Source organism: Aquiflexum gelatinilyticum, assembly GCF_024741135.1.
In the GTDB taxonomy this organism is placed as follows: domain Bacteria; phylum Bacteroidota; class Bacteroidia; order Cytophagales; family Cyclobacteriaceae; genus Cognataquiflexum; species Cognataquiflexum gelatinilyticum.
The window spans coordinates 46621-58863 of the sequence record NZ_JANSUY010000019.1 but is presented as its reverse complement, the minus strand read 5'-3'; the positions used below and the strand labels follow the sequence as shown (position 1 = coordinate 58863).

The 12243-nt window shown below is 42.8% G+C and carries 10 protein-coding genes; 3 read left to right on the top strand and 7 right to left on the bottom strand.

The features are described from left to right. Nucleotides 1-15 precede the first annotated feature (15 nt). From NU887_RS17235 to NU887_RS17225, 3 genes are read right to left on the bottom strand one after another with little or no spacing between them, the layout of a single operon-like run. A complete protein-coding gene (locus NU887_RS17235; RefSeq protein WP_258424626.1) occupies nt 16-321 on the bottom strand; it encodes an AtuA-related protein in 306 nt (101 codons plus the stop codon). After that, complete coding sequence (locus NU887_RS17230) at nt 318-1640, bottom strand: acyclic terpene utilization AtuA family protein (RefSeq protein ID WP_258424625.1); 1323 nt, start codon at nt 1638-1640, stop codon at nt 318-320. Before NU887_RS17230 ends, NU887_RS17235 begins: the two co-directional genes overlap by 4 nt. Nucleotides 1641-1649: 9 nt before the next feature. Continuing rightward, complete coding sequence (locus NU887_RS17225) at nt 1650-2942, bottom strand: CitMHS family transporter (protein WP_258424624.1); 1293 nt, start codon at nt 2940-2942, stop codon at nt 1650-1652. Between the two features lie 235 nt (nt 2943-3177). On the opposite strand from NU887_RS17225, the gene NU887_RS17220 reads away from it, so the two are divergent. Next, complete coding sequence (locus NU887_RS17220) at nt 3178-4293, top strand: peroxiredoxin family protein (protein WP_258424623.1); 1116 nt, start codon at nt 3178-3180, stop codon at nt 4291-4293. Between the two features lie 16 nt (nt 4294-4309). On the opposite strand, the gene NU887_RS17215 is transcribed toward NU887_RS17220, so the two are convergent. Both NU887_RS17215 and NU887_RS17210 read right to left on the bottom strand, forming a co-directional pair. Then, a complete protein-coding gene (locus NU887_RS17215) occupies nt 4310-5929 on the bottom strand; it encodes a M56 family metallopeptidase (RefSeq protein ID WP_258424622.1) in 1620 nt (539 codons plus the stop codon). Then, nucleotides 5929-6294, bottom strand: coding sequence for a BlaI/MecI/CopY family transcriptional regulator (locus tag NU887_RS17210; protein ID WP_258424621.1), 366 nt, complete (start codon nt 6292-6294; stop codon nt 5929-5931). Before NU887_RS17210 ends, NU887_RS17215 begins: the two co-directional genes overlap by 1 nt. 493 nt (nt 6295-6787) lie before the next feature. Between NU887_RS17210 and NU887_RS17205 the strand changes: the two genes are divergently transcribed. After that, the gene (locus tag NU887_RS17205; RefSeq protein WP_258424620.1) at nt 6788-7402 is read left to right on the top strand and encodes an alpha-ketoglutarate-dependent dioxygenase AlkB family protein; all 615 of its coding nucleotides are present in this window, start codon (nt 6788-6790) and stop codon (nt 7400-7402) included. Nucleotides 7403-7425: 23 nt separating this feature from the next. Here NU887_RS17205 and NU887_RS17200 read toward each other — a convergent pair whose 3' ends face one another. Next, a complete protein-coding gene (locus tag NU887_RS17200; protein WP_258424619.1) occupies nt 7426-9543 on the bottom strand; it encodes a glycoside hydrolase family 127 protein in 2118 nt (705 codons plus the stop codon). A gap of 104 nt (nt 9544-9647) precedes the next feature. After that, the gene (locus NU887_RS17195; protein WP_258424618.1) at nt 9648-10475 is read right to left on the bottom strand and encodes a helix-turn-helix domain-containing protein; all 828 of its coding nucleotides are present in this window, start codon (nt 10473-10475) and stop codon (nt 9648-9650) included. A 172-nt stretch (nt 10476-10647) separates the two neighbouring features. Here NU887_RS17195 and NU887_RS17190 point away from each other — a divergent pair, with 172 nt between their 5' ends. Continuing rightward, on the top strand, nt 10648-12108 hold the full coding sequence (locus NU887_RS17190) for a CotH kinase family protein (RefSeq protein WP_258424617.1): 1461 nt from the start codon (nt 10648-10650) through the stop codon (nt 12106-12108). The last annotated feature ends 135 nt before the right edge of the window (nt 12109-12243 follow it).

Here is a 12243-nt window from a genome sequence, read left to right as displayed (position 1 = left end):
TTTTATCTTTTGGCACTACTCAATCTCCATTTCCAATAGGGCATAACTCAGAGATTTCCCATGGGCATCCAAGGCCAGAGAAGTGGTCACACCCGGCCCCAAAGCCTGATAACAGGTAAATTGTAAGGCATGAATCCCCGGAATTTCATAGCGGATCACCTCACCTTTGATCAGGTGGGACAGATGGGCTTTGACCTTTTCTGCAGTGACTTCCCTCAGCAACCATTCATAATCCTTTTCCTCAAAAGGAATCAGAGAAAGCATCAGGATATTTCCTTTATCTCCTGCCCGGCTGTGAGCTATTTTGGAAAGTTTGATCATGATTCTAAAATTTCAAAAGTTGTTTTGACCTTGTTCCGGTCCATCAAAACTGACACTACTCCTAAAAGTTCCCGGACGCTTTTCCTTGCTCCCCCTCCCCCTGCAGGCCCGTTGGTATAAAGTGCTTCGACCTCTTCACCGATAAGTGCCGCAGTTTTTTGGTCCTTGGATTTTCCTGAGACCCTCAGCCTGATCTCATAGGGAATTGGTGAGTTTCCAAAATCAGTACCATGGAGTGAATTCAGACCGATGTAGTCGATTCGGAATTCAGGATACAGGTGGCCGATCCGTTTTTCAATGATGACCCCGGCCAATTTGGCCCTTTCCAAGGCATGGGCACCTGCATAGGAAATCTCCCCTTCACCCACAAATCCCGCTTCATAACCCACACTGACTTTGAGTTTTTCAGGTTTGGGCTTGCCGCTTCCTCCAGAGATCTGAATTGTATCATTTTCAATTTGATCGATTTTCACTTCTCTGAAATCTGCCACAACATCAGGCGTAATATATTTACTCGGGTCAATCACTTCATACAAAAGCTGTTCCTTGGCTGTTTGGACACTTACCTTCCCTCCTGTTCCTGGTACTTTGGAGATAGTAGCCGTTCCGTTGTCGAGAATGTCAGCAAATGGAAATCCAAGGTTTTCCAGCCCATCAACAGGCTTGCTGACAGGATCTGCAAAATATCCACCCGTGATCTGTCCTGCGCATTCCAACAAATGCCCAATGACAGTTCCTTTTCCCATGAGCACAGGATTATTGCTATTCCAAGAAAACTCATGCACCATCGGGGCCAAAAAAAGTGAAGGATCCGCAACCCTTCCGGTCAGAATTATATCCGCCTCGGATTGCAAAGCAGGCAATAACGTATCAATTCCCAAATAGGCATTGGCAGATACGATTTTTCCATGGGACTGGAGCGGTAAACCCGTTTCGAGGCAGTTTTCTTCCGGATCCAAAAGTGACAAAACATCATCACCATGCACCACGGCAACTTTCACTTTCAGTCCTTGCTTTTTGGCAATTTCAATGATTTTATTTCCTGCGGCCAAAGGATTGGCTGCACCCATATTAGTAACCAAACGTGTACGGTGCTTTACCAGTAAGGGCAACAGTCCTTCTATCCTTCGTTCAAGCAGTGGATCATAACCAAGTGAGGGGTTGATTTGCTTTTGCTTTTGTGCCAAGGCAATGGTCCTTTCGGCAAGACATTCCAGCACCAGGTAGTCCAGATTGCCCTTTTCGGTGAGGATGAGAGCAGGTTCTATCCTGTCTCCCGAGAAACCCGCACCGCTGCCAATCCTGATTGATTTTTTCATATTCCTGAATTAAACAACTATTACCCCCATCAAAATGGAAACTGAGAGCATCACCAAGGTAACCAAAAAAGCCCAAGGGATGGTCTTGACCTGATGCTCCCCGAGGTCCACGCCGGCCAACCCGATCAGCAAAAATGTGGAGCCTGTCAAAGGACTTACGGCAAAACCAGTGGTCATCTGACCTAAAATCGCAGCTTGTCCCACTTGAATACCCGAGCTTCCAAAAGTCTCAGCGGTATTGGCCAAAAGCGGCAGCATCCCAAAATAAAATGAATCCGGATCAAAAAGCAGACTTGCAGGCATAGCCAAAATCCCCGTGATAAGGGGAAGCTGCATCCCCAAAGTCTGTGGCAAAATGTCTGAGATACCTGCCGCCATGGCATCCATCATCCCTGTTCCTTTTAAAACTCCTGTAAAAACCCCTGCCCCAAATAGAATGGATGCCATCAGCAAGGCCGATTTGGCATGGGCATCGATGCGGTGCCTTTGGTCTTCCATTTTGGGATAGTTGACTGTGATCGCTATAGCAAATGCCAACATAAATACCACATAAGGCGGAGCCCAAGCTGCCATCATGGTTGTAATGGCCAATAGAATCAAAGCAAGGTTGAAGTAAAATAATTTTGGACGGATCAGCTTGTTGTCTTTTTCCAGAGCAGCATATCCCTCAGCCATCTTTATCATTTCTGTACCTAGCCTGTTTTTTTCCTTTTTGCCAAGGTAAAAGGCGATACCCAATACGGTCAATAATCCAATGATTACTGGAATCATGATAGGGAAAAACAGGTCCATCACCTCCACTTTCAAAGATGCCGCCGCCCTGATAGTGGGACCTCCCCAAGGCAGGATATTCATCGTCCCGGCAGCGATGGCCACAATAGTGGCAAGTGTGAGTCTTTTCATTCCCATCGCATCATAGACTGGAAGCAATGCAGGAATTACGATAAGGAAGGTAGTGGCGCCTGAACCATCCAAATGGACCAACATGGCCAAAAACGCAGTGGCAATGGTTATTTTCACAGGATCATTTCCTGCCAATTGCAAGGTTCGGGAAATGATCGGATCAAAAGTCCCTGCATCCATCAGCACCCCAAAAAACAAAATGGCAAAAACAAACATGACGGCTGTTGGCGCAATGCCTTTGAGCCCCTCTCCCACCATTGCCGATAATTCAGAAGCAAATCCAGCCGCTAAACCCGTAATCAGAGGCACCAAAATCAGCGCTACCACAGGCGAGGCTTTTTTGGAAATAACCAAAAACAACAATACCCCAATAGTCAACAATCCATAAAAAGCCAGCATGGCGCAAAATTGGAAGAAATTCCAATCTTTCAAAATCGGGGATTCAAATATCCAAAAATCCGCGTAAAAGGATTTCCTAGCGATCAGGATAAAATAAAATTTCTTCAGATAACTCTAAAATAGAAAATCAGGAAGCCAAATATTCAAAGAGAAAATAAACCAAGTAAGACTAAATATTTTTTAAACTAAACAGTTTCTTATAAATTGAATTTCATTAAATCAGCTTGTTGTGACTATGAAAAATTATTTACTTCTCTTTTTGGCTCTTGTGATATTTGGATGTGCTAAAGAAAAAACTCCTGAGGAGGTTTTTCAGGGGGCCAAAGAAAAATTTTATGCTGCAGAGCAAGTCAGCTTTAAACAGGTGATGCTGTGGGAAAATCCTTTATTGGGAGAAGTCGATACGTTTTTATATGAGTTGAAGCTTCAAAAACATCCAAATATATTTTTTGAATACAATTACATAGGCAGGAGAAAAGATTCAGAATTATCCTATCTGGATGATGTATTGACCACCATCAATCACAAGGACAGCACTGTGACGATTCATTCAGAGGAAACCAAACCTGGAAATGAAAATTTTGCGAGTTCAAATACCTACCTGGATTTTTCTCCTGTAAATCTTTTAAAAAAGTCACCATGGATTTATAAACAGGACACGGCAATCAATGGAAAAACCCACCTGAACTTCTATTGGGTAGAAATGGATACTATGATCAGTGAAAAGAAGATTTACCTAGAAAACAACATGTTTATCAATCCTGCCAACCTGACTGTGAATTTGTTATCGCGCAGGTTGTACCACGATGGAAAAAGAAGCCAATTGATTGAAAATGTTTTTGAGGAATATGAATTCTCCGCAATTAAAGACTCTTTGAGGATCAATCCACCCAAGGGCTACCTTTCAAAAATCGATGGACAGACTGACAAAGAATCTCCCAAAATATTGGCTAAAGGCGAAATTGCTCCTGATTTTGAACTCAAAGACCTTGACGGGAATACGGTCAAACTTTCAGATTTCAGAGGTAAAAAGGTTTTGCTTGACTTCTCAATGATCAATTGCGGTTGGTGCAAAGTCGCATTGGAAGAATTCAGCAAACCGAATTTCGAATTTGCAGCCAACATGGTTCCCTTGTATATCAATCCCGTAGATCCCAAGGAAAAAATGGAGAAATACGTTTCAAGAGTGACTGTTCCATTTCCTGTCCTCATCGACGCCAAATCGGTGGGAGAAGCATACGGTGTAAGCGGCTACCCTACCTTTTTTCTGATCGATGAGTCAGGCAAAATAGAAAATGTGGAAGTAGGGTATTCAGATGAATTGATGGTGAAATTGAATAAGGGCGGTTAATGCCTTTCTTTGAAATCTAATCATAAGTATACAAAATTGTGTACCCTCCCAAAGGTTTTATGGGTAAATCAGAATTAGGACCAAAAGCCTTATCGAACCCTTCATCCGTATATAGATATACTTGGTAATCCTGTGGAAACCTTTCTGAAAGGGCATTTTTATAAATTTTACTTGAAAAAAAATGTACAATTTGTGAAGCATTCATTTCATCCAATTTAGAGTTTGGAATGTGGATTCCGTCTAACCAAATTGCGAACATCTTGGAATCTTTCCAACCTTCAAAAGTCTCGGAAGATGGATTTGCTTTTTTTGGTGCAGGGGGTGGTTCTGGTAATCTGGCTTTTTCAGATTCACTAAGATCGGAATAGAATTTCTGAGTTTTGTTTCCTTTTTTATCTTGAATGTAAAAGGTGGTGTGTTGGTAATACAAATCTTTTTTACCTGATGGAACTGAGTCGGAAATAACCGTTTTTTCCTCAGCTCTAATCAATTCTACGTGTGTTACACCATTTTCAAAAAGCGCCATCTGTAAATCAAAAACATCTCCGGTAGATATGCCTTGGTTTATTGATACTCTCGCAACAAGGCCATTTTCCTTTTTGGGAACCTGTTGGAGAATCTCACTAGTCTGGGCCAATTGGTAGGTCTTGTTATCAACTGATACTACATCGCTTTCGATAAAATTTAAGTGAATGTCAACATCATCTCTTTTATCCTCTCCTAGATCAAGATAGTTCGTTGTTCTGGGCATTTCTTCATCGTTATGGGCAATGACCCGTTCGCTGACGAAATAAACCAATGCCCCGAGTACGGGAAGAACGGCCATAATTTTGAGCCATCTCATCGAATTTGTGGTTTTTTGTTTCATCATTTCCAGTCTTTTTTTGGTGAGTGAAAAATTCAAACTACTTGCCAATCCAAAATTTTGTCCCGTCAAAACCATAGACAATAGCTCAAGTTTATATTTTTCTACAGGAATAATTTTCAATGCAGCTTGGTCAGCTATAAATTCATGGTTCAATTTGATGGCGGTCTTGGCCCAATACAATCCCGGGTGAAACCAAAAGAAAATCAAAAGAAATTCGACCAAAAGGTTATCCCAACTGTGCTTTTCCTGCACATGGGTGGACTCATGAATCAGTATCGCATCCGTAAATTTTCCGCTTTCAAAATCTGTATGGGAGACAAAAATATATTTCAAAAAAGAAAAAGGAGGGCAATCTTCATGGAGCATCACGAGGTTTTCCCCACGGTATTTGATCAAAACATTCCGGTTTACTTTTTCAAATAAAATGTGGATGTTCCTTATAAACCGGACCAACAATGCAAATGTGATCAATCCATAAAAAAGGGTCAGGACCAGCTTCCAATTGAAGCTTTTTTCGGCTTGGGAAACGGTAAGCTGCATTTCCACACTTTCCACGGCAGGTACAAACTCGGTTGGCACTTCAGGTTCAAACAGCGGCTGTGTAACAGCAACTTCAATGGTATTTAAAGGTATCAGGAATGACACCACCACTGAAAACAGGAGGTAAAACCTGTTGAAATGATACATGGCCTCTTTCTGCAACACCAAACGGTGAAACAACAGAAGGAGAAGTAGGCAGACCGCGGATTTGATGAAGTAAAGTGCCATTATTTTTTATTTAGGAGGTTGTCAATATCGGCTTTGATTTCGATGAGTTCCTCATCGCTGAGTTGGGTCTTTTTTGTAAAAAAAGAGGCAAACTGAGCCGGTGAATCATTGAAGAAGTTTTTTATCAAGGCATTGATGTGCTTGGAGAAATAATTTTCTTTGGTCACCAAAGGATAATATTCCCGTGAATTTCCAAATGCCTTGTAGGCCACAAATTCCTTTTCCTGCATCCGTTTTAGCAAAGTGGAGATTGTCGTTGATGCGGGTTTTGGTTCTGGATAAGCATCCAAAAGGTCTTTCATGAAAGCCTTTTTAAGGCTCCAAAGATGGTTCATGAGTTCTTCTTCAGTTGGGGAAAGTTTCATTGTCTAGATTTAAGTTCGATATCTACAAATGTAGATATTAATTTTAAATCTACAAGTGTAGATTGGATTTTTTATTTCAGATTTTCATAGTTGAAAATCTTTACTATATACTTTAATAGAATAAACTTTAAAAACATTCTTAGTTCGATATGGGAATCGATCCTATTTTTTACAGCTACTTTTTTGCTTGACAAAAAAAGTAGCCAAAAAAGTCAAGACGGCCTACCGCACAATCAGGCTATTAAAACTCGCGTTTTAATCCCTTATCCACGCACAAGGCCCGAGCCGGCCCGGTCCGCCGTCATTCCTCCCCACCTCAAACCTATAAGATTTTGTATTAGATAGAAAATTTTAAAAATAGTTATGATCATAAGAAAGTATGGATATCCAAATTTTAAAACCCAACTCCGATATTGGAATTAAAAAACATGGCTCAATCCAAAACCTTAAGGATTGTTTTACCATTATAATTTTTTATCCCCAACTTGCTGCCATGAATCTTAACCTCTTCGAACCAAGTACCAACCCAACCAAAAACCTTCTCCCCAAAGATGGGATCGTCAATTATTACGGGAAAATTTTCAATCCCAAAGAAGCAGATTTTTACTATGAGGTTCTCCTGAATACGATAGAGTGGAAAAATGACGAGGCACATATTTTTGGCAAAAAGATCATCACCAAGCGTAAAGTCGCCTGGTACGGCGATAGGGAGTTTGAGTATACTTACTCGAATGCGACCAAGACAGCCCTGCCATGGACCAAGGAACTGCTGACGCTTAAAGAAGCCATCGAAAAGGAAACAGGGGAAACATTCAATTCCTGCCTGCTCAACCTCTACCATACCGGAGAGGAAGGCATGGCATGGCACAGCGACGGGGAAACAGACCTCAAAAAAGACGGCGCGATCGGTTCGGTAAGTTTCGGCGCCGAGCGGAAATTTGCCTTCAAACACAAAGAAACCGCCGAGAAAGTGGAATTGGTTCTCGAACACGGAAGCCTGCTCGTGATGGCAGGTAAAACTCAAACGCATTGGCTCCACCGCCTTCCTCCCACCAAAATGGTCAAAAGGCCAAGGGTGAACCTGACCTTCAGGACGATAGTTGGCTAATCAAAAACCAATTATCCGGCGGTTCATTCCACTTTGACGACCGGAAATTCTGTGATCCTGAGCGTCGTGCAGCCATAAGGAACAAGGGTAATATCCTTTTGCCTTAGGGTTACTTCATTCAAAGACATGCTTTTGGGAAGGTTTTCAGGGAGTTGTGGCGCACTCTTGACAGTTCTCCATTCCGGTATATGAACACCTTTTAATCTCAGCTCGATAGGCGCGTTTTCCAGATTCCATGGAAATTCCCCTTTCCAGTCATTTTCGAAGATTTCGATATTGCTGCTCAGATTCGAAAGGGTGTTGGCTTCAAGGGCAAAATTCCAATCACTTTTCGGAAAAACTTCCCAAAAGGCACGGAAGCGGTCTTTTCTGTCTTTGATTTTATTTTCAGATTCGATTTTCAAACTGAATACCAAAGGTCCTCTTTCAATAGACACCAAGTCCCGATACCAAGTAGAGTACGTCAATTCCATGGGCAGGGTCAAAGTAACCTTGTCACCACTCTTCCAGGTCCGCTTCAGCACAGCCACTTGACCGATAACTTCAAATTTCTCCTCGGTACCGTTGATTTCAATTTTGGGATTTTGGGACCAATCCGGAATCCTGAGGTGAAAAGGGAATAACGCATCTTCCGAAAGCTCCATTTCGAAATGGGTGGTTTCACGAAAAGGAAATCCGGTGGTTTCTTTGATTTTGAGCGTGGCTCCGTGGCCAACGGTCATTTCTACGCTGCTCGGGGCATATAGCAAAGCAGCCACTCCTCCATCCGGCGTCGCATAGAATAGATTCTGTACAAATTTTGGCCAAGACTGGTGCATGTTGGTCGTGCAGCAAGGATAACCCGAGAGCACCCCAAACACAAAATCCGTCCCCTCGTGATTGGTTTTCTCAAAGGAAGTTTCAAGCTGATCGGTGAGTTCCACTTGATTAGCTGCCTGAAAATATTGCCTTGTCTGGTAATCATCCGAAACCTGTGTCGGGAGGGCGTTGTAAGTGATTTTTTCCAGCAGGTCTGCGAATTCCATGTCGCCGGTTATCTTGAGAATGGTTTCCAGAGAAAACATTTCTTCGGCGATGGAGCACAACTCAACTCCCTGAACAGGATTATTTCCGTGAAGGGGCTCATCGCCTCCATACATTCCCTGTGCCTGCCCGTGATATTGCTGCAGGTCTTGAAGTGCTTTTTTGACAGCAGGCAAGGCTTGGGAGTCTTTGCTTTTTTGGAAATAAACCATCGGCTGCTTGAGGCTTTGGGCGACATTGACAGTATGCAGTCCGGGGACTTTTGACAGGGTCAGGTTCCCGATTTCTTCCCGATCAAAAGGAAAGCGCTTGATTTTATTGTAATGCCAGACATCTTGATATTGGACAGCATTTTCCGCATTGGTAAAAATCTGCTGCCAAGGAAAAGTCTGTTCCTGAATCAAATCCCCCAATTCCAACAGGAATGCATCTCCGGTGATATTATACAGCCAATAGACGACCATTAGGTTATCCCCTGCCCTGCGGTTTGCCCAAAGGGAAAGGTAATCCAGCGGTTTTTCGGGAAGGGTTTTTAATTGGTATTGGAAATATTTGGTCAAAGCAGCAATTACCCGTTCATCGCCTGTAGCCTGATAGTATTGCTGCAGGACTTTGAGCATGACCATTTTCGGCCACCAATCCTCCCTTGGCCCTTTTTGGATTCCTTTTTCGGTTTCCGGTTCGGTCTCAAAAGGAATTGGTCCAAGGTAGCCGGATTCCGCCTGATTGTTCAGCGTCCACTCAATCCAGGTTTGTGCTTTTTCCTTGAGGCGCTCATCATCGAGGATATAGGCCAAAGGCAACAGACCATCTATCCAATAGGGACCCCGTTCCCATCCATCTCCATCTCCGCCAAGCCATCCATTGCGCGCACCTACCACCTCGGGGTAAACCTCGTCCAGGTGTCCGGTCAGTCCTTTGGCCATGCGCTGAAGTTGGTCCTGCAGCCATCCTTCGGCCTTGATACTTCCGAGGGGCAGTTCAAGGTAAGGGGTGGGCTCCAATGGTGCGCGGTTGACAAGATAATGGGATTTTACGGTAGATTCCTGAGAAGAGTCAGTTTGGGAACATGCAACCAACAAGGTACTCAGAATTAAAAAACAGGCTAGTTTTTTCATAGGATGGAGGAATTATTTTGGGTATTCCAAGTTAATTATTTCCATCCTGAAAAAAAGAAATAGAGCTGAAGATTGCCTTGGCTCAGGATTTATGGTGGATTTGATCAATCAAATTTATCACCTAAAGTCTTTATCCCATTTTCATCTCCCTGATTGTTTATCTCAAAAGTCCAGATAAAATCTCTGCAATCTGCAGATACATTTGCCCCGGGACAAGTTTGTTTGGTTCCTTCAATTACATAGCCATTGTGGTCGGAGGTTGATTTCAGCTTTTCTCCGTATTCATTGAAAAATCCTCCGTAGGTCTTTTGCCAAACCAACTGACCTGAACCATCAATATTCAAAAGTAAAACATCATAATTACCGGCCCCGAATGAGCTTGTGGAACCCAATACCAAGCAACCGCCGTCTTCGGTAGGAAGGATTTGGGATGCTTTGTCATAGCTTGTGCCACCGTAGGTTTTTTGCCAGAGGATATTTCCTCCGTGATCTTTCTTGGTGACTTCAATATCGCACTCGGTCTCAGAACCGCAATTCACTGTGGCTACTTCAAAGGCATAATTTTGGGATTCTTGACTTTCATTTGGTCTACTATTTGGCCAAAATAAGAATGTCAAAATAGACAATCCGACAAGCGAAAGCGATCCTAACAGGGGAATTCTGTACAGAGTAAAAGAGGAAAATAAGCCGTTCATGGTTTTGGAATGTTTAGAATTTGGAACAAAGGTTTCTTTTTCAGAATCCTTAAAAAAACCAACCAAATCCACTTCCAGTACCTCGGAAAGTTTCTTCAAAGAATAAAGGCTTGGTTTGACTTCCCCGTTTTCTATTCTTTGGATGGTCCGCAGGGAAATGCCGCTTTGGTCTGAAAGTTCCTGCTGCGTAAGTCCTTTGGCAAGCCTCAGGGATTTGATTTTTTCTTCTGGATTCACGGTCAAATATCTTGTTTATAATCCTGTTCCAAAACGCCAAGCATGCGACATCTTTGCGTCATTATCCAAACTGCCATCCAAAGGGATTGTTGCAGGCAAAGCCTTGAATAAAACTTAAGTCTATGGCAATCCGTAAATTTCAACTAATTTTGTTTACCAAAAATAAAAAAATATGCAAGGTACAGTAAGAAACATTTTTTGGATTGGAATTGTCAGTTTGTTTATATGGACAGGTTGTAAGGAACCTTTAGAAGTTCTTATTCCAAAAGGAGATGATGGGCAGGTATTTGCCATCGACACCCAAGACAGCGAAATCCCCTATGTGGTGATCGACACCCGCGGTGCTTCGATTCCCTATGAACCGGGGGTGCAGGGTCAAATGAAAATCTATCAAGAGAAAAAACTGATCCAAACCCAACTCATTGATATCGAATACCGAGGCAAGACATCCTTTCGCCTCTCAGACAAAAAGGCATTCAACTTTGAAACTGTAGACGATGCCGGAGAAGGAGAGGATGTCTCAATCCTTGGTCTTCCGGAAGAGGAAGATTGGAGGCTTATCGGCCATGTAGTCAATATTCCCGAAAGGTATATTTGGGACAGAAGCCTGATGTTCAACCACATTGCTTATGAACTGTCCAATCAGATTGGAAAATATGCAAGCAGGGGAAAATTTGTCGAAATCGAGGTGAATGGGGAGTATATGGGCGTATATTACCTTTGTGAAAAAGTAAAAAGGGACAGCAAAAGAATAGACATCAAATCCCTCAATACTTCCTCCACCAACCTCACAGGAGGCTATATTCTCAAAATAGACAAGGCTGATGCAGGCCCTGAACACGATGGAAAACCGCTTTCCTATTTTCTCAACAATTGGGATGATGATGCGCGATATACTGCCCAAAACAGCTTTCGCAGTACGTATGATATCTTAAGAAATCCCATTACTTTCCCGGCATTCGGTTCACCGTACCACCCGAACCTTTATTTGGAAACCTACTTCATGTATGAGTATCCAAAAGCGGAAGACATCACCGATGCCCAAAAGTCTTATATCGCCGGCTATCTTGACGATTTTGAAACCGCCTTACTCCAGGATGATTTTGGGGCAGGCGAAAGGACATATGCCAACTATATCGATATCGGAAGTTTTGTGGACTACTTCCTTATCAATGAACTTGGCCGCAATGTCGATGCCTACCGCATCAGTACATTTTTGGTCAAAGACCGGGATGGAAAATTGGCTATGGGGCCGGTTTGGGATTTCAATATTGGTTTTGACGAAGGAGGAAGGATTCCGATGGACGATTGGGTCATCAATTACAACAACTATGTCAACCAAGACGCTTGGATGATGCCTTTTTGGTGGAACAGGCTGATGGAAGACCCAATATTCCGCGAAGCTGTAAAATCCCGGTGGACAAGTCTGAGAAGCAGCACCCTAAGCAATGGAAACCTCCAAAAACTGGTGTCCGACACGTCTAAATACCTTCAAGACAATAAAGCCGTGGTTAGAAATTATTCCAAATGGGAGGTGAATGCGGACCGAACTTACGACCAATCCATCCTTGACCTCCAAAACTTTCTCAGTCAAAGAGCCAATTGGATGGATACGAAGATTGGAACATTCTAAATAAAATTGTACCCGGCAGGTTTTTGAAACTTGCCGGTTTTTTTTTATCAAATCCACAAACCTCCCATTCCTGTAAATCCACTGTCCAAGCTCATTGCTTTGATTTAACTTTTACAGATCAAACCAAACCCATTT

What these genes read in the sequence shown, in the direction of transcription:
- NU887_RS17215 (WP_258424622.1), bottom strand. Translation starts at nt 5,929, where the DNA reads ATGGCACTTTACTTCATCAAATCCGCGGTCTGCCTACTTCTCCTTCTG.
- NU887_RS17220 (WP_258424623.1), top strand. Translation starts at nt 3,178, where the DNA reads ATGAAAAATTATTTACTTCTCTTTTTGGCTCTTGTGATATTTGGATGT.
- NU887_RS17225 (WP_258424624.1), bottom strand. Translation starts at nt 2,942, where the DNA reads ATGCTGGCTTTTTATGGATTGTTGACTATTGGGGTATTGTTGTTTTTG.
- NU887_RS17235 (WP_258424626.1), bottom strand. Translation starts at nt 321, where the DNA reads ATGATCAAACTTTCCAAAATAGCTCACAGCCGGGCAGGAGATAAAGGA.
- NU887_RS17205 (WP_258424620.1), top strand. Translation starts at nt 6,788, where the DNA reads ATGAATCTTAACCTCTTCGAACCAAGTACCAACCCAACCAAAAACCTT.
- NU887_RS17200 (WP_258424619.1), bottom strand. Translation starts at nt 9,543, where the DNA reads ATGAAAAAACTAGCCTGTTTTTTAATTCTGAGTACCTTGTTGGTTGCA.
- NU887_RS17230 (WP_258424625.1), bottom strand. Translation starts at nt 1,640, where the DNA reads ATGAAAAAATCAATCAGGATTGGCAGCGGTGCGGGTTTCTCGGGAGAC.
- NU887_RS17210 (WP_258424621.1), bottom strand. Translation starts at nt 6,294, where the DNA reads ATGAAACTTTCCCCAACTGAAGAAGAACTCATGAACCATCTTTGGAGC.
- NU887_RS17190 (WP_258424617.1), top strand. Translation starts at nt 10,648, where the DNA reads ATGCAAGGTACAGTAAGAAACATTTTTTGGATTGGAATTGTCAGTTTG.